17 protein-coding genes and 1 pseudogene are annotated in these 16,022 nt (G+C 62.0%); 16 read left to right on the top strand and 2 right to left on the bottom strand.

Annotation, left to right across the window (positions count from 1 at the left end):
* Window positions 1-102: 102 nt before the first annotated feature.
* The 13 genes and pseudogenes from OIU37_RS01645 (at window position 103) to OIU37_RS01705 (ending at window position 10,232) form a co-directional block, all read left to right on the top strand.
* Entirely contained in the window at window positions 103-423 is a 321-nt protein-coding gene (locus tag OIU37_RS01645) for a septum formation initiator family protein (RefSeq protein ID WP_017960293.1), read from the top strand.
* Between the two features lie 145 nt (window positions 424-568).
* Window positions 569-1,615 carry a pyruvate dehydrogenase (acetyl-transferring) E1 component subunit alpha gene (gene pdhA, locus OIU37_RS01650; RefSeq protein WP_264255141.1) on the top strand — a complete coding sequence of 349 codons (1,047 nt, stop codon included), beginning with the start codon at window positions 569-571 and terminating at the stop codon, window positions 1,613-1,615.
* 15 nt (window positions 1,616-1,630) lie between these two features.
* Window positions 1,631-3,016, top strand: a complete 1,386-nt coding sequence (locus tag OIU37_RS01655) for a pyruvate dehydrogenase complex E1 component subunit beta (protein ID WP_264255142.1) — start codon at window positions 1,631-1,633, stop codon at window positions 3,014-3,016.
* Window positions 3,017-3,031: 15 nt separating this feature from the next.
* Window positions 3,032-4,396 carry a pyruvate dehydrogenase complex dihydrolipoamide acetyltransferase gene (locus tag OIU37_RS01660; RefSeq protein WP_264255143.1) on the top strand — a complete coding sequence of 455 codons (1,365 nt, stop codon included), beginning with the start codon at window positions 3,032-3,034 and terminating at the stop codon, window positions 4,394-4,396.
* 18 nt (window positions 4,397-4,414) lie between these two features.
* Complete coding sequence (locus OIU37_RS01665; protein WP_264255144.1) at window positions 4,415-5,056, top strand: SGNH/GDSL hydrolase family protein; 642 nt, start codon at window positions 4,415-4,417, stop codon at window positions 5,054-5,056.
* Window positions 5,057-5,058: 2 nt separating this feature from the next.
* Window positions 5,059-5,640: an N-acetyltransferase gene (locus tag OIU37_RS01670; protein WP_264255145.1), complete on the top strand. Its 582-nt coding sequence runs from the start codon at window positions 5,059-5,061 to the stop codon at window positions 5,638-5,640.
* Window positions 5,641-5,656: 16 nt separating this feature from the next.
* Complete coding sequence (gene lpdA, locus OIU37_RS01675; RefSeq protein WP_264255146.1) at window positions 5,657-7,105, top strand: dihydrolipoyl dehydrogenase; 1,449 nt, start codon at window positions 5,657-5,659, stop codon at window positions 7,103-7,105.
* A gap of 118 nt (window positions 7,106-7,223) precedes the next feature.
* The gene (locus tag OIU37_RS01680) at window positions 7,224-7,478 is read left to right on the top strand and encodes a GlsB/YeaQ/YmgE family stress response membrane protein (protein WP_003539329.1); all 255 of its coding nucleotides are present in this window, start codon (window positions 7,224-7,226) and stop codon (window positions 7,476-7,478) included.
* A gap of 24 nt (window positions 7,479-7,502) precedes the next feature.
* Entirely contained in the window at window positions 7,503-7,751 is a 249-nt protein-coding gene (locus OIU37_RS01685; RefSeq protein ID WP_264255147.1) for a GlsB/YeaQ/YmgE family stress response membrane protein, read from the top strand.
* 46 nt (window positions 7,752-7,797) lie between these two features.
* A complete protein-coding gene (gene lipA, locus OIU37_RS01690) occupies window positions 7,798-8,769 on the top strand; it encodes a lipoyl synthase (protein WP_012757334.1) in 972 nt (323 codons plus the stop codon).
* 234 nt (window positions 8,770-9,003) lie between these two features.
* Window positions 9,004-9,132 (top strand): annotated as a pseudogene (locus OIU37_RS01695) (DNA topology modulation protein FlaR); the annotation flags it as partial.
* 41 nt (window positions 9,133-9,173) lie between these two features.
* Window positions 9,174-9,770, top strand: coding sequence for an AAA family ATPase (locus OIU37_RS01700; protein ID WP_264255148.1), 597 nt, complete (start codon window positions 9,174-9,176; stop codon window positions 9,768-9,770).
* Window positions 9,771-9,779: 9 nt separating this feature from the next.
* Window positions 9,780-10,232, top strand: a complete 453-nt coding sequence (locus OIU37_RS01705; protein WP_129420805.1) for a type II toxin-antitoxin system RatA family toxin — start codon at window positions 9,780-9,782, stop codon at window positions 10,230-10,232.
* Window positions 10,233-10,246: 14 nt separating this feature from the next.
* On the opposite strand, the gene OIU37_RS01710 is transcribed toward OIU37_RS01705, so the two are convergent.
* Together OIU37_RS01710 and OIU37_RS01715 are read right to left on the bottom strand one after the other, a co-directional pair.
* Window positions 10,247-10,750: a CinA family protein gene (locus tag OIU37_RS01710; protein WP_264255149.1), complete on the bottom strand. Its 504-nt coding sequence runs from the start codon at window positions 10,748-10,750 to the stop codon at window positions 10,247-10,249.
* The gene (locus tag OIU37_RS01715) at window positions 10,747-11,964 is read right to left on the bottom strand and encodes a bifunctional 2-C-methyl-D-erythritol 4-phosphate cytidylyltransferase/2-C-methyl-D-erythritol 2,4-cyclodiphosphate synthase (RefSeq protein ID WP_180695216.1); all 1,218 of its coding nucleotides are present in this window, start codon (window positions 11,962-11,964) and stop codon (window positions 10,747-10,749) included. The genes OIU37_RS01710 and OIU37_RS01715 overlap by 4 nt, the downstream gene beginning before the upstream one ends.
* Window positions 11,965-12,109: 145 nt before the next feature.
* Here OIU37_RS01715 and dusB point away from each other — a divergent pair, with 145 nt between their 5' ends.
* The 3 genes from dusB to ntrC are packed head-to-tail and all read left to right on the top strand — an operon-like array spanning window position 12,110 to window position 15,725.
* Window positions 12,110-13,126, top strand: coding sequence for a tRNA dihydrouridine synthase DusB (gene dusB, locus OIU37_RS01720; protein ID WP_264255150.1), 1,017 nt, complete (start codon window positions 12,110-12,112; stop codon window positions 13,124-13,126).
* Window positions 13,123-14,277: a nitrogen regulation protein NR(II) gene (locus OIU37_RS01725; RefSeq protein ID WP_171602348.1), complete on the top strand. Its 1,155-nt coding sequence runs from the start codon at window positions 13,123-13,125 to the stop codon at window positions 14,275-14,277. The genes dusB and OIU37_RS01725 overlap by 4 nt, the downstream gene beginning before the upstream one ends.
* Window positions 14,274-15,725: a nitrogen regulation protein NR(I) gene (ntrC, locus tag OIU37_RS01730; protein ID WP_003539347.1), complete on the top strand. Its 1,452-nt coding sequence runs from the start codon at window positions 14,274-14,276 to the stop codon at window positions 15,723-15,725. Before OIU37_RS01725 ends, ntrC begins: the two co-directional genes overlap by 4 nt.
* Window positions 15,726-16,022 lie beyond the last annotated feature (297 nt).

The raw sequence follows: 16,022 nt of genomic DNA on the forward strand, positions 1-16,022 counted from the left end.
TTCGGCGCGGGTTTTTTGTTGCTCGGTTTTTAGAGTCAACGAACGGTTAATCTCTGCGCGTTAGATTGAATGAATTGGTAATGCGTTCAAGAGCATGCGTGTATGTGGACAAAGCATCATAAGAAGAGAAGGATCGGTCGCTTCGTCATTCCGGCCATGACGGTCGCCTTCCTCTCCTATTTCGGTTATCATTGCATCCATGGCGATTACGGCCTGCGCGCGACGGAGACGTTTGAGCGTCAGCGTGTCGCCCGTGAAAAAGAGCTTGCGGTCTTGAAGGCGAAGCGCGAACATCTGGAAAATCAGGTCGCGCTGTTGAGTGACGGCTCGCTCGACAAGGATATGTTGGACGAAAAAGCGCGTTATCAGCTCAACATGTCGCGTGCCGACGAGATCGTCGTATTCAATCACTATTCCAATTAACTGGAAACAGGTTAATTGGAATTTTCATAGTTTTTCCAATAATTTAGCGCCGAATACGAGCCATGCAATTATGGCATTGCTGTGGTCATATTTCTTCCCTATGGTACGCGCCACCAAGAAACGACAAACCCATAGGGAGGGTTGAATGGCGCCGCGAAAGACCGCGACCGTTTCCAGCCGCAAAACTGCAGCAAAACCGGCAGCCAAGGCATCGAATGGAGGCCCGGTAGCCGACTTCGATCGTGATGAGGAGCTCAAGGCCTATCGCGAGATGCTGCTGATCCGCCGCTTCGAGGAGAAGGCAGGCCAGCTTTACGGCATGGGCTTCATCGGCGGCTTTTGTCACCTCTACATTGGTCAGGAAGCGGTCGTCGTCGGCATGCAGATGGCGCAGAAGGAAGGCGATCAGGTCATCACCGCCTATCGCGACCACGGCCACATGCTGGCAACCGGCATGGAAGCGCGCGGCGTCATGGCGGAACTGACCGGACGCCGCAGCGGCTATTCCCACGGCAAGGGCGGCTCGATGCACATGTTCTCGAAAGAGAAGCATTTCTACGGCGGTCACGGCATCGTCGGCGCCCAGGTCTCGCTCGGAACGGGTCTTGCCTTCGCAAACCGCTACCGCGGCAACGACAATGTCTCCATCGCCTATTTCGGCGACGGCGCTGCCAACCAGGGCCAGGTCTACGAAAGCTTCAACATGGCTGCTCTCTGGAAGCTGCCGATCGTCTATATCGTCGAGAACAACCGTTACGCCATGGGTACCTCGACCGCCCGCGCCACCGCGCAGTCGAACTACTCGCTTCGCGGATCCGGCTTCGGCATCCCGGGCATTCAGGTCGACGGCATGGACGTTCGCGCCGTCAAGGCGGCGGCCGATGAGGCGCTCGACCATTGCCGCTCTGGCAAAGGCCCGATCATCCTCGAAATGCTGACCTATCGCTATCGCGGTCACTCGATGTCCGACCCGGCGAAGTATCGTTCCAAGGAGGAAGTGCAGAAGATGCGCTCCGAGCAGGATCCGATCGAACAGGTGAAGGCACGCCTCATCGAAAAGGGCTGGGCTTCCGAAGACGATCTGAAGGCGATCGACAAGGATGTCCGCGACATCGTCGCCGACAGCGCCGACTTCGCCCAGGCCGATCCGGAGCCGGATGCATCTGAGCTCTATACCGACATTCTGCTCTAATCGGGGAGGGAACCCATGCCTATCGATATCCTCATGCCCGCCCTCTCTCCGACCATGGAAGAAGGCACACTGTCCAAATGGCTGAAACAGGAAGGTGACAAGGTCACCTCAGGCGATGTGATCGCCGAAATCGAAACCGACAAGGCGACGATGGAAGTCGAAGCCGTCGACGAAGGCGTCATCGGCAAGCTGCTCGTCGATGCCGGCACTGAAGGCGTCAAGGTCAACACCAAGATCGCCGTGCTGCTGCAGGACGGCGAATCGGCCTCGGATCTTTCCGCCGCCAAGCCGGCCGCCGCACCAGCTCCGGAAGTTGCCCAGGAAGAGAAGCCGACCAACACCGGCTCTGCCTCCGCACCGCTTCCGGCCGAGCCGAAGGCCGTCGTTCCGAACGACCCCGAAATTCCGGCCGGCACCGAAATGGTGTCGACGACCGTGCGCGAAGCGCTCCGCGACGCCATGGCCGAGGAAATGCGCGCCGACGAAAACGTCTTCGTCATGGGCGAGGAAGTCGCCGAATACCAGGGTGCCTACAAGGTCACGCAGGGGCTGCTGCAGGAATTCGGCCCACGCCGCGTGGTCGATACGCCGATTACCGAGCATGGCTTTGCCGGCGTCGGCGTCGGTGCCGCAATGGCCGGCCTTCGCCCGATCGTCGAATTCATGACCTTCAACTTCGCCATGCAGGCGATCGACCAGATCATCAACTCCGCCGCCAAGACGCTCTATATGTCCGGCGGCCAGATGGGTGCTCCGATCGTCTTCCGCGGCCCGAATGGTGCCGCGGCTCGCGTCGGTGCCCAGCACAGCCAGGACTATGCTGCCTGGTACTCCGCAATCCCCGGCCTCAAGGTCGTCATGCCCTACACGGCATCTGACGCCAAGGGCCTGCTGAAGGCTGCGATCCGCGATCCGAACCCGGTCATCTTCCTCGAAAACGAAATTCTCTACGGCCAGCACTTCGATGTGCCGAAGCTCGACAATTTCGTTCTGCCGATCGGCAAGGCGCGCATCCATCGTCCGGGCAAGGACGTCACGGTCGTCTCCTTCGGCATCGGCATGAGTTATGCGACCAAGGCGGTCGCCGAACTCGAGAAGCTCGGCATCGACGTCGAACTGATCGACCTTCGCACCATCCGCCCGATGGATCTGCCGACTGTGATCGAATCGGTGAAGAAGACCGGCCGCCTGGTCACCGTCGAGGAAGGTTATCCGCAGTCCTCCGTCGGCACCGAAATCGCCACTCGCGTCATGCAGCAGGCCTTCGACTATCTCGATGCGCCGATCCTGACGATTGCAGGCAAGGACGTTCCGATGCCTTACGCCGCCAATCTCGAAAAGCTCGCCCTTCCGAACGTCGGCGAAGTGGTCGATGCGGTGAAGGCTGTTTGCTACAAATAAGGGGAGGGTGTTTCGATGCCGATCAATATCACGATGCCCGCCCTCTCTCCGACCATGGAGGAAGGCAATCTTTCGAAATGGCTGGTCAAGGAAGGCGACAAGGTCAAGTCTGGCGATGTGATCGCCGAGATCGAGACCGACAAGGCGACGATGGAAGTCGAAGCCGTCGATGAAGGCACGGTCGCCAAGCTCGTCGTTGCCGCCGGAACCGAAGGCGTCAAGGTCAATGCGCTGATCGCGGTTCTCGCCGCCGATGGCGAGGATGTCTCCGCTGCGGCCAGCGGTGCCGGTTCCGCCGCCCCGGCGCCGAAGGCAGACGGTGCAGCCGCGCCGAAGGCCGAAGCTGCCCCGGCTCCGGCCCAGTCCGCTCCAGCTGTGGCACCTGTCGCCGCCGCTGCACCCGCCTCGGTTTCATCAGATGGCAGCCGCACCTTCTCTTCGCCGCTCGCCCGCAGGCTGGCGAAGGAAGCCGGTATCGACCTTTCGGCAGTCGCAGGCTCCGGCCCGCATGGTCGCGTCGTCAAGAGCGACATCGAGGCCGCCGTTGCCGGTGGCGGCGCCAAGGCTGCAGCACCTGCCGCTGCTGCTTCCGCTCCGCAAGCCTCCGCAGCTCCTGCTCCGGCTGCCACTGCGCCGAAAGGCGCCTCCGAAGAAGCCGTGCTCAAGCTCTTCGAACCTGGCTCCTACGAACTCGTGCCGCATGACGGCATGCGCAAGACGATTGCCAGGCGCCTGGTCGAATCCAAGCAGACGATCCCGCATTTCTACGTCAGCGTCGATTGCGAGCTCGATGCGTTGCTGGCACTGCGTGCCCAGCTGAACGATGCGTCTCCGCGCAAGGACAACGCTCCGGCCTACAAGCTCTCGGTCAACGACATGGTCATCAAGGCCATGGCGCTGGCGCTGCGCGACGTTCCGGATGCCAATGTCTCCTGGACCGACAGCAACATGGTCAAGCACAAGCACGCCGATGTCGGCGTTGCTGTCTCGATCCCCGGCGGCCTGATCACCCCGATCATCCGCAAGGCCGAGGAAAAGACCCTGTCGACAATCTCCAACGAGATGCGCGATCTCGGCAAGCGGGCTAAGGACCGCAAGCTGAAGCCTGAAGAATATCAGGGCGGCACCAGTTCGGTCTCGAACATGGGCATGATGGGCGTGAAGAACTTCGCAGCCGTCGTCAACCCGCCGCATGCGACGATCCTCGCGGTCGGCGCCGGCGAACAGCGGGTCGTCGTCAAGAAGGGCGAAATGGCGATTGCCACCGTGATGTCCGTCACGCTCTCGACCGACCATCGCTGCGTCGACGGCGCGCTCGGCGCCGAGCTGCTCCAGGCCTTCAAGGGCTACATCGAGACCCCGATGGGCATGCTTGTCTGATAGCGGCGCGAGGCGGAAATGACCAAGACCGTTCTTTGCTACGGGGACTCGCTGACCTGGGGTTATGACGCCGAGACGATCGGCCGTCATGATTACAAGAATCGCTGGCCGAGCGTGCTTCAGGCAGCGCTCGGCGGTGACGCGCGTATCATCGCCGAAGGCTTGAACGGTCGCACCACCGCTTTCGACGACCATCTCGCCGATTGCGACCGCAACGGTGCGCGCATCCTGCCGACGATCCTGCAGACGCATGCACCGCTCGACCTCGTCATCCTTCTGCTCGGCACCAATGACATGAAGCCGGTCGTGGCAGGCTCGGCCTTTGCCGCATGCCAGGGCATCAGCCGGCTCGTGCGGCTGATCCGCAATCATGCCTGGCCCTTCGAATTCGATGGGCCGGAGATTCTGATCGTGGCGCCGCCGTCGATCCGCGCGACGGGCAATGTGCCCTTCGCCGCATCGTTTCCCGGCGGCATCGAGGAATCGGCAAAGCTTGCAACGCTTTATCGTGATCTTGCCGACGAACTCGGTTGTGGCTTCTTCGACGGCAATTCGGTCGCCAAGACCACACCGATCGACGGCATTCACCTCGATGCGGAGAATACGCGTGCGCTCGGCCGCGGGCTGGAATCGATCGTGCGGATGATGCTGGGGATCTGATTATGACCGCCTTCATCGCCCTCCGGCAGGCCTCACGGCGGGATGCCTCGGAGCTGGCGATTCTGGCGGATATCGCATCGCGCGGTTTTGCCTCCTGGCTCTGGTTTGCCGGTGTGGAAAACGGCGTGAGCGACACGCCGCTGGAGCGGGGCCGGCTGAAGATGAGCGAGGAGGAGGCTGTCGGCGGCTGGCGGGATGCCGTCATTGCTGAGGCCTATGGCGAAGTGGCAGGTGTGGCGATCGGCCATGCGCTGGAGGAGGGCATAGCCGATATCGAGGCGAGCATCCCGGCGACCGAACCGATGCTCGCCTTGCAGAAGACGGTGGTCGGAAGCTGGTTCATCGGCAGTCTCGGCGTCTATCGCCACCTGCGCGGCATCGGCATCGGACGCAGGCTGCTGGACGATCAGATCGAAAGGGCCGATCGGCGGCCCGTCAGCCTGATCACCGCCAGCGACAACGAAGCGGCTTTGTCGCTTTATGGAAGAAACGGATTCCTGGAGGCTGCGCGCGCCGATGCCGTGCCGCTCTTCGAAAACAGCAAAAGACATGCGTGGGTGCTCATGACCCGCAGCGCAGCGTAACAAAGGCAGGAAACACATGGCTGAATCCTACGACGTCATCATCATCGGTTCGGGTCCCGGCGGCTATGTCGCCGCCATCCGCGCCAGCCAGCTCGGTCTGAAGACCGCGATCGTCGAGCGCGAGCATATGGGCGGCATCTGCCTGAACTGGGGCTGCATACCCACAAAGGCGCTGCTGCGCTCGGCCGAGGTGCTCGACCACGCCAATCACTTCAAGGATTACGGCCTCGTTCTCGAAGGCACGGTCAAGCCGGATGCCAAGGCCGTCGTCGGCCGCTCGCGCGCCGTCTCCGCCCGTCTGAATGCCGGCGTCGGCTTCCTGATGAAGAAGAACAAGATCGACATCATCTGGGGCGAGGCAAAGATCACCAAGCCCGGCGAGATCGTCGTCGGCAAGTCGTCGAAGCCGGTCGTCGAGCCGCAGCATCCGCTGCCGAAGAACGTCAAGAGCAGCGAGGGCACCTATACCGCCAAGCACATCATCATCGCCACCGGCGCCCGCCCGCGCGCGCTGCCCGGCATCGAGCCGGATGGCAAGCTGATCTGGACCTATTTCGAGGCGCTGAAGCCGGATGTTCTGCCGAAGTCGCTGATCGTCATGGGCTCGGGCGCGATCGGCATCGAATTCGCCAGCTTCTATCGCTCAATGGGCGTTGACGTGACGGTCGTCGAAGTCATGCCGACCATCATGCCGGTCGAGGATGCCGAGATCACAGCGATCGCCCGCAAACAGCTTGAAAAGCGCGGCCTCAAGATCTTCACCAGCGCCAAGGTCTCGAAGGTCGACAAGGCCGCCAACAGCGTTACCGCCCATGTCGAGACGGCCGATGGCAAGGTGCAGCAGATCACCGCCGACCGGCTGATTTCGGCCGTCGGCGTTCAGGGCAATATCGAAAACCTCGGCCTCGAGGCACTAGGCGTCAAGACCGACCGCGGCTGCGTCGTCATCGACGGTTACGGCAAGACCAATATCGCGGGCATCTATGCGATCGGCGATGTCGCCGGCCCGCCGATGCTTGCGCACAAGGCAGAGCATGAGGGCGTCGTCTGCGTCGAAAAGATTGCAGGCCTGCCGAATGTCCATCCGACCGACAAGGGCAAGGTCCCGGGCTGCACCTATTGCAATCCGCAGGTCGCCTCCGTCGGCATCACCGAAGCCAAGGCCAAGGAACAGGGCCGCGACATCCGCGTCGGCCGCTTCTCCTTCGCGGCGAACGGCAAGGCGATCGCGCTCGGCGAAGACCAGGGCATGGTGAAGGTGATCTTCGACAAGAAGACCGGCGAGCTCCTCGGCGCCCATATGGTCGGTGCCGAAGTCACCGAGCTCATCCAGGGCTTCGTCGTCGCGATGAACCTCGAAACAACCGAGGAAGAGCTGATGCACACGATCTTCCCGCATCCGACCGTGTCCGAAACGATGAAGGAAGCGGTACTCGATGCTTATGGCCGTGTGCTGAACGCTTGAGAATTTCCGAAGCTGCCCTTTATCCCGGGGTGGAGAATCCATCCCCTCGGGGTGGAGAAGCCATCCCCAGGAGTGGAAAGCCGCTCCGCTGGGGTGGAAAAAACGAAAGGAAATCATCATGTCTATGGAGACGCAGGCGTTGCTGGTGTTTTTGCTGATCGGCCTGGTTGCAGGCTTCCTTGCAAGCCTGGTCGTCGGTGGCGGCGGGCTGATAAGATGCCTGCTGAGCGGCATCATCGGCGCCTTCGTCGGCGGCTATCTGTTCAGCGCGCTCGGCATTTCGCTGGGCATTGAAAATGCGCTGGTCGTGCAGATCATCCACGCCACCGTCGGCGCCATTATCGTGGTTCTGATCGCAAGAGCGGTCGCTTAACGGTCAAAAGAGGGCAGGGCAGGAATGGAAGGCGTCGGCTGGATTTCGGCAATCATCATCGGCGGACTTTCGGGCTGGCTCGCCGGCAAGCTGATGGAAGCGCGATACGGGATTTTCCTCAACATCGTGCTCGGCATCGTCGGCTCGGTCGTCGCCAGCGCCATCCTCGCGCAGTTTCATGTCGCGGTGGTCGGCGGTCGGCTCGGCTATTTCGTGACGGGTTTCCTCGGCGCCTGCTTGTTGATATTCCTTGCGCGGCTGGTGCGGCGCTAGATCCGATCGATTTGCCGCATAGGGGCGGTAGAAAGCTGAAACTGCAATGGTGACGATCCTCGATACGATCAATCCCGACGCCAAGCGCGTGCGGCATCCGGAGAAGGCGCATCGGCCCGATACCGAAGTCATGCGCAAGCCGGACTGGATTCGCGTCAAGGCGCCGACCTCCAAGGGTTATGCCGAGACGCGCGCGATCGTGAAGGAGCACAAGCTCGTCACCGTCTGCGAAGAGGCCGGCTGCCCGAATATCGGCGAGTGCTGGGACAAGAAGCACGCGACCTTCATGATCATGGGCGAGATCTGTACCCGCGCCTGCGCCTTCTGCAATGTCGCCACCGGCAAGCCGAATGCGCTCGATATGGCCGAGCCGGAGAACGTCGCCAAGGCGGTCAAGGAGATGGGCCTATCTCACGTCGTCATCACCTCGGTCGACCGTGACGACCTGGAGGACGGCGGCGCCGAACACTTCGAAAAGGTGATCTGGGCAATCCGCGCCGCGTCGCCGATGACGACGATCGAGATCCTGACGCCCGATTTCCTGAAGAAGCCGGGTGCGCTGGAACGCGTCGTCGCCGCCAAGCCCGACGTCTTCAACCACAATATGGAAACGGTGCCTGGCAACTATCTGACGGTTCGCCCCGGCGCCCGCTACTTCCATTCCGTTCGCCTGCTGCAGCGGGTGAAGGAACTCGATCCCACCATGTTCACCAAATCGGGCATCATGGTCGGCCTTGGCGAAGAGCGAAACGAAGTCCTGCAGCTGATGGACGATCTGCGCACCGCCGATGTCGACTTCTTGACGATCGGCCAGTACCTGCAGCCGACCCGCAAGCACCACAAGGTCGAAAGCTTCGTCACCCCCGACGAGTTCAAGTCTTACGAGACCGTCGCCTACAGCAAGGGCTTCCTGATGGTCGCCTCCAGCCCCCTGACCCGCTCTTCTCACCATGCCGGCGACGATTTTGCCCGGCTGAGAGCGGCGCGCGAGAAGAAGTTGCTGATCGCAGCCGAGTAAGAGCCGGTACTTGCTTTTTGATCGAACCGCGGCGATTTTCGTCGCAGTTCAGTTTGTTGACAAACCTCGATCTTTACTCGACGTCATCCTCGGCCTTGTGCCGAGGATCTGCGACATGTCAACCGGCAGTAGATGCTCGGGACAAGCCCGAGCATGACGAAAGGGGAGTTGGCTGACGTCGTGAGTCAGTCTGAGCTGTGGCGATTCTAGCAGCGTTTTCATGGGAATTGCAGCCGCAACCGTCCTGAAATATATGAGGGTTGCCCGGAACGGCTGGCGCCTGAGATGGCCGGCCTTGTCAATTCCACCGTCATCATAAGATCACGCAAAGCAGCTAACCGGTTCGCCGCTCTTGGCGCTTAAGATCGTGCCGGCGAAACGCATGTCTGGCTCGAGGGAGTTGCATGATGGATCAGAGAGCAGAACTGCCGCCGTGTCAGCAGATCGCCGATCTCGAACAGGCTGCAGAGCATATCCGTACGGCCCGCCGCATCCTCGTCATCGGCTGCTCGGGCGGCGGCAAATCGACGCTGTCGCTGAAGATCGCCAGGCGCTTCGGGCTTTCCTACATTTCGCTCGACCGCGACGTCTATTGGCTTCCCGGCTGGGTCACGCGCGACAGGGCCGAGCAGAGAAATATCATCGCCAGCCGGATCCTCGAAGAACGTTGGATCATGGACGGCACGAACCCGTCCTCCCTGGACATTCGGCTGCCGCGCACCGATTTCGTCGTCTGGGTGCGCATGCCGCGGCTTCTCTGCATCTGGGGCGCAATCAGCCGATGGGCGAAATGGATCGGCCGCACCCGGCCGGAAATGGCGCCGGGCTGTATCGAGAAAGTCGATTTGGAATTCCTCCGCTTCATCTGGACCTTCGAGGAGAAATTCGCGCCGCGCCTCGTCGCCGGCATTGCCGCATATGGCCCCGACGTGCCGGTTCTTCAGCTAAAATCCCGCCGCCAGATGCGCGAGCTTCTTGATCTTCTCGGCCGGCCCGATTAATTGCCGCTTATGCCGCAATTCGAAACGCACCGTCCCGTCCCGCACACGCCCGAGCAGATGTTCGATCTCGTCGCCGATGTCGAGCGCTATCCGGAATTCCTGCCGCTCTGCGAAGCGCTCGCCATCAGGAGCCGCAAGGAGCGCGACGGCAAGATCCTTCTGGTCGCCGACATGACGGTCGGCTATAAGGCGATCCGCGAGACCTTCACGACGCAGGTGCTGCTGAACCGGGCCGAGCACGTCATCGAGGTCAAATATATCGATGGCCCGTTCAAATATCTCGACAATCGCTGGCACTTCGCCGAGATCCCGTCCGGCGGCTGCACCGTCGATTTCTTCATCGATTACGAGTTCAAGAGCCGTATTTTAGGCGCGTTGATGGGCTCGATGTTCGACCGCGCCTTCCGCATGTTCACCGAAGCCTTCGAGACCAGAGCAAACAGGATCTACACGCCGGTTTGATGAGCGAACCCGCGTCAGGCCGCATAGAGCGAGCGCACCATCTCCAGCGCCGTCCTGATCGTCGCCACCCGAACCTCGCTGCGGCCGATATCGCCATAGAGCATTCTCCGATGGATAAGCGTGCCGGCGCGCGATTTGGCGGCGAGATGCACGAGGCCCACCGGCTTTTCCGCCGATCCGCCGCCGGGGCCGGCAATACCGGTGACGGCGACGGCGATCTCGGCGCGTGAGCGGAAGAGGGCGCCGTGCACCATCTGCCGCGCCGTTTCCTCGGAGACCGCCCCGAAGCGCAGCAGCGTTTCGACCTGTACGCCGAGCATCTCGATCTTTGCGCTATTCGTATAGGTGACGAAGCCGCGATCGACGACGGCGGACGAGCCCGATATCTCCGTCAGCGCCCCGGCGATCAGCCCGCCGGTGCAGGATTCGGCGGTCGAGACCATCAGCCCTGCAGCCGTGAAATCGCGGATGATCGTCTCCGCCGCCGAAAGGATATCGTCGGGAAAAAGACTCATCATTTCCTCCCGCGATAGACGACGGTGGCAGTCGCGATCGCCGCGATGCCTTCGCGCCGGCCGACGAAACCGATCGTCTCGTTGGTCGTCGCTTTGACCGAACAGCGCTCGATATCGATGCCGAGATAATCCGATAGTTTTGCCCGCATGGCGTCGCGATGCGGGCCGACCTTCGGTGCCTCGGCGATCAGCGAGACGTCGGCATTCATGATCGTGCCGCCGTGCTCGCGCACGATCCGGGCGGCATGCTCGATGAAGATTCGCGATGCGGCCCCCTTCCATTGCGGGTCGGACGGCGGGAAATGATCGCCGATATCGCCGGCGCCGCAGGTGGCAAGCAGCGCGTCCGTCAGCGCATGCAACGCGACATCGGCATCCGAGTGACCTTTCAGCTTCTGGTCATGCGGAATGAACACGCCGCAGAGTGTCACGCCATCGCCCGCTACGAGCTGGTGCACGTCGTAGCCGTTGCCGGTGCGCACGTCCGGAAGCAGCGAAGCCGACAGCTTGTCGTCGGCCATGGCGATGTCGTCCTTGACCGTCAGCTTGACGTTGTCGGCCGTGCCCCCAACGATCGTCACCGGAATGCCCAGCCATTCGGCGATCGAGGCGTCGTCGGTGAAATCGCTTCGTCCGCTTGCGGCCGCCTTCTCATGCGCATCGAGGATCGTTTCGAAGGCGAAGGATTGCGGCGTCTGCGCTGCGTAGAGGTGCTCGCGTGAAACCGTCGTCAGCACGGTGCCGGCATTGTCGGCGCGTTTCAGCGTATCGGTGACCGGGATCGCCGGCAGGACTGCCTGTGCGCCGTCGCCAAGGCTCTCGGCGATGCGATCGAGAAGCGCATGGTCGAAAAACGGGCGCACGGCATCATGGATCAGCACATGGCTGATTTGCTTGTCCTTGAGATATCTGAGGCCGGCAAGCACGGATTGCTGCCTGGTCGCACCCCCATGCACCGTTTCGATCGGCGTTGCCGAGATGATGTGGCGGAAGGCTCTTGCAAACAGCGCCTCGTCATCGGGATGGATGACGACGACGATCTCAGTTGCCGCTTCCCATGTCATGAAGTTTTCAAGCGTATGCACGATAACCGGCTTGCCGCCGATCATGCGATACTGCTTGGGGCCTTCCTTGGATGATCCCGCGCGCTCGCCGCGGCCGGCGGCAACAATGACAATTCCAGCCGATATCGGTTGCTTAGAAGGCATTTGCAGCATAAATCCCCTAAATTATGCGGAATTGACCGGAGTGCTCTAGCGTCTTGCTTTGGCCTTTTCCAGCATCTGCCCGAAAAATATCAATTCCGGTCCCAGCCCCCTTGGCAAGTCAGGGAATAATGGCTAAAAATAATGCAGTTCTATTGTGTGCCCGAAAGATAATCATTTGATTTCCAAGGACCTCGCAGCGCCTTTCCAAATCGGACCCGTGTCCGTGCGGAACCGCGTTGTACTGGCGCCGATGTCCGGCGTCACGGATATGCCCTTCCGCGAGCTTGCCTGGCGCTTCGGCGCCGGCCTCGTCGTCACCGAGATGGTGGCGAGCCGCGAACTGGTCAACGACACGGCCGAATCCTGGTCGCGGCTGAGTGCTGCGGGCTTCCGGCCGCATATGGTGCAGCTTGCCGGGCGCGAGGCGCATTGGATGGCGGAGGCCGCCAAGATCGCCGCCGATCATGGCGCCGATATCATCGACATCAACATGGGCTGTCCGGCAAAGAAGGTGATCGGCGGTTATTCCGGCTCGGCGCTGATGCGCGATCCCGATCACGCGCTCGGTCTTATCGAGGCGACGGTCAAGGCCGTCGATATTCCCGTGACGCTGAAGATGCGCCTTGGCTGGGATGAGAATTCGATCAACGCGCCTGATATCGCCCGCCGCGCCGAGGCGGCCGGCATCCAGCTCGTGACCATTCACGGGCGCACCCGCATGCAATTCTACGAAGGCCGCGCCGATTGGGATGCGATCCGCGCGGTCCGCGAGGTGATCTCCATTCCGCTGATCGCCAATGGCGATGTCGAAACCGCGGGCGACGCGCAGGAAATATTGCGCCGCTCCGGCGCCGATGCCGTGATGATCGGCAGGGGCTGCCAGGGCAGGCCGTGGCATGCCGGCGTCATATCGGGGGCGCCCGAGCCGCTACCGCCTGAGATCGCCGATACCGCCGTCGAGCATTACCGGATGATGCTGGATTTCTATGGCGAGGCGGTGGCGATCCGCCATGCCCGCAAGCACCTTGGCTGGTATCTCCAGCGTTTCGCGCCTGATCTGTCAGGCGCTGAAAAAGCGGAGATCATGACCTCGCGCGACCCGCGCGAGGTGGCCGCGCGTCTTTATGATGCGTTGGCTGTGAATATTGTCGACAGCCGGGAGGCGGCATGACGAAGGATATGACATCTCCGTCCGATCACGCCGGCGGGACCGTCGCCATGGCCGTGCTGAACGCCATCCAGAACCCCGTCGTCATGGTCGACGAATCCGGCTTCGTCGTTTTCGCCAATTGGGAAGCGGAGGCCTTCTTCGGCGCCAGCGCCTCGCATCTGGCGCGTTATCGGATCTCGACCTTCATTCCCTTCGGCAGCCCGCTGCTCGCCCTGATCGACCAAGTGCGCGAGCGCAAGGCGCCGGTCAACGAATATCGCGTCGATCTGAGTTCGCCCCGCCTTGGCCAGGACAAGCTCGTCGATCTCTACGTCGCCCCTGTGCTCAGCGAGCCCGGCGCCGTCGTCATCGTCTTTCAGGAACGCTCGATGGCCGACAAGATCGACCGGCAGCTGACGCATCGCGCCGCCGCCCGCTCTGTGACCGGCCTTGCCTCGATGCTGGCGCATGAGATCAAGAACCCGCTCTCCGGCATCCGCGGCGCCGCCCAGTTGCTCGAACAATCTGCGGTCGACGACGATCGGGCGCTGACCCGGCTGATCTGCGACGAGACCGATCGCATCGTCTCGCTGGTCGACCGGATGGAAGTCTTTTCCGACGAACGCCCCGTCGACCGCATGCCGGTCAATATCCATTCCGTGCTCGATCATGTGAAGGCGGTCGCCAAGGCGGGTTTTGCCCGCAACATCCGGGTCACCGAGAGTTACGACCCGTCGCTGCCGGCCGTCTATGCCAATCGCGACCAGCTTGTCCAGGTCTTCCTCAATCTGGTGAAGAACGCCGCAGAAGCGGTCGGCGATCGGCCGGACGGCGAAATCATGCTGACGACGGCCTATCGCCCCGGCATCCGTCTTTCGGTCGCCGGCACGCGCGAAAAGATCTCGCTGCCGCTGGAATTCTGCGTCCATGACAACGGCCCCGGCGTCCCGCTGGATCTATTGCCGCATCTCTTCGATCCCTTCATCACCACCAAGCCGAACGGCAGCGGCCTCGGCCTGGCGCTGGTCGCCAAGATCATCGGCGATCACGGCGGCATCATCGAATGCGACAGCCAGAACAGCCGCACGACATTCCGCGTTCTCATGCCGGCGTCGAAGGACGCCTCGCTCGAGGACGCCTCTATAGCAAGCTCGACAGGACATTCTCGATGACAGCCACGATCCTCGTTGCAGATGATGATGCGGCCATCCGGACCGTGCTCAACCAGGCTTTGAGCCGCGCCGGGTATGACGTCCGCATCACCTCCAACGCCGCTACCCTCTGGCGCTGGATTTCGGCAGGCGAGGGCGATCTGGTCGTCACCGATGTGGTGATGCCCGACGAGAACGCCTTCGATCTGCTGCCGCGCATCAAGAAGGCGCGGCCCGACCTGCCGGTCCTCGTCATGAGCGCCCAGAACACCTTCATGACCGCCATCAAGGCCTCGGAAAAGGGCGCCTACGACTATCTGCCGAAGCCCTTCGACCTCACCGAGCTGATCGGCATCATCGGCCGTGCGTTGGCCGAGCCGAAGCGCAAGCCCGCCAAACTCGAAGACGACATGCAGGACGGCATGCCGCTCGTCGGCCGGTCAGCGGCGATGCAGGAAATCTACCGCGTGCTCGCCCGCCTGATGCAGACGGACCTGACGCTGATGATCACCGGCGAATCCGGCACCGGCAAGGAACTCGTCGCCCGCGCGCTGCATGATTACGGCAAGCGCCGCAACGGCCCGTTCGTTGCGATCAACATGGCGGCGATCCCGCGCGACCTGATCGAATCCGAACTCTTCGGCCATGAGAAGGGCGCGTTCACCGGCGCGCAGACGCGCTCCACCGGCCGCTTCGAGCAGGCCGAAGGCGGCACGCTCTTCCTCGACGAGATCGGCGACATGCCGATGGACGCCCAGACGCGGCTCTTACGCGTCCTGCAGCAGGGCGAATACACCACCGTCGGCGGCCGCACGCCGATCCGCACCGATGTGCGCATCGTTGCCGCCACCAACAAGGACCTGAAGCAGGCGATCAATCAGGGCCTCTTCCGCGAGGATCTCTATTACCGCCTCAATGTCGTGCCGCTGCGCCTGCCGCCGCTGCGCGACCGCGCCGAGGACATTCCCGACCTGGTGCGCCATTTCATCCAGCAGGCGGAAAAGGAAGGTCTCGGCTCCAAGCGCTTCGATCAGGAAGCCCTCGAACTGATGAAGGCCTACGCTTGGCCGGGCAACGTCCGCGAACTGGAAAATCTGATCCGCCGTCTGATGGCGCTCTATCCGCAGGATGTGATCACCCGCGAGATCATCGATGCGGAACTGCGTTCCGACGTGCCTGACAGCCCGATCGACAAGGGGCCGATGCGCAGCGGCTCGATGACGATCGCCCAGGCGGTCGAGGAGAACATGCGCAGCTACTTCGCAGGCTTCGGGGACAATCTGCCGCCGCCGGGCCTCTATGATCGCGTGCTGACCGAAATGGAATATCCGCTGATCCTCGCCGCACTGACGGCGACGCGCGGCAACCAGATCAAGGCGGCCGATCTTCTCGGTCTCAACCGTAACACGTTGCGCAAGAAGATCAGGGAACTTGGCGTCTCGGTCTACAGGAGTTCCCGCACCGCCTGAGCCTGCTCGGGGCGCGATGAAAAGAAGGCGGCGGGCCCTCATGTTTGCCCACCGCCCACCCCTCCCGGCGTCCGCCGCCACGGTCGGGAGGAGAGGTGAGCCTATCTGAGCCAGTCCACGGTTTGTATCCAAGCAGACAAACAAAGATGCGGTGTCATTTCACAGTCACATAAGCATTTGTGAGGAGTGGTTTGCCGACAGGCGAATGTCATTGAAGTTGCTGCGATCATCGTCGCGGTGCCTGTGGATAAGCTGTGGATATCCGGTGGATGACAGGATCAATCAGCGCGCGATAAC

Source organism: Rhizobium sp. BT-226, from assembly GCF_025847085.2.
GTDB lineage: Bacteria > Pseudomonadota > Alphaproteobacteria > Rhizobiales > Rhizobiaceae > Rhizobium > Rhizobium sophorae.

What these genes read in the sequence shown, in the direction of transcription:
- OIU37_RS01645 (WP_017960293.1), top strand. Translation starts at nt 103, where the DNA reads ATGTGGACAAAGCATCATAAGAAGAGAAGGATCGGTCGCTTCGTCATT.
- pdhA (WP_264255141.1), top strand. Translation starts at nt 569, where the DNA reads ATGGCGCCGCGAAAGACCGCGACCGTTTCCAGCCGCAAAACTGCAGCA.
- OIU37_RS01655 (WP_264255142.1), top strand. Translation starts at nt 1,631, where the DNA reads ATGCCTATCGATATCCTCATGCCCGCCCTCTCTCCGACCATGGAAGAA.
- OIU37_RS01660 (WP_264255143.1), top strand. Translation starts at nt 3,032, where the DNA reads ATGCCGATCAATATCACGATGCCCGCCCTCTCTCCGACCATGGAGGAA.
- OIU37_RS01665 (WP_264255144.1), top strand. Translation starts at nt 4,415, where the DNA reads ATGACCAAGACCGTTCTTTGCTACGGGGACTCGCTGACCTGGGGTTAT.
- OIU37_RS01670 (WP_264255145.1), top strand. Translation starts at nt 5,059, where the DNA reads ATGACCGCCTTCATCGCCCTCCGGCAGGCCTCACGGCGGGATGCCTCG.
- lpdA (WP_264255146.1), top strand. Translation starts at nt 5,657, where the DNA reads ATGGCTGAATCCTACGACGTCATCATCATCGGTTCGGGTCCCGGCGGC.
- OIU37_RS01680 (WP_003539329.1), top strand. Translation starts at nt 7,224, where the DNA reads ATGTCTATGGAGACGCAGGCGTTGCTGGTGTTTTTGCTGATCGGCCTG.
- OIU37_RS01685 (WP_264255147.1), top strand. Translation starts at nt 7,503, where the DNA reads ATGGAAGGCGTCGGCTGGATTTCGGCAATCATCATCGGCGGACTTTCG.
- lipA (WP_012757334.1), top strand. Translation starts at nt 7,798, where the DNA reads ATGGTGACGATCCTCGATACGATCAATCCCGACGCCAAGCGCGTGCGG.
- OIU37_RS01700 (WP_264255148.1), top strand. Translation starts at nt 9,174, where the DNA reads ATGATGGATCAGAGAGCAGAACTGCCGCCGTGTCAGCAGATCGCCGAT.
- OIU37_RS01705 (WP_129420805.1), top strand. Translation starts at nt 9,780, where the DNA reads ATGCCGCAATTCGAAACGCACCGTCCCGTCCCGCACACGCCCGAGCAG.
- OIU37_RS01710 (WP_264255149.1), bottom strand. Translation starts at nt 10,750, where the DNA reads ATGATGAGTCTTTTTCCCGACGATATCCTTTCGGCGGCGGAGACGATC.
- OIU37_RS01715 (WP_180695216.1), bottom strand. Translation starts at nt 11,964, where the DNA reads ATGCTGCAAATGCCTTCTAAGCAACCGATATCGGCTGGAATTGTCATT.
- OIU37_RS01725 (WP_171602348.1), top strand. Translation starts at nt 13,123, where the DNA reads ATGACGAAGGATATGACATCTCCGTCCGATCACGCCGGCGGGACCGTC.
- ntrC (WP_003539347.1), top strand. Translation starts at nt 14,274, where the DNA reads ATGACAGCCACGATCCTCGTTGCAGATGATGATGCGGCCATCCGGACC.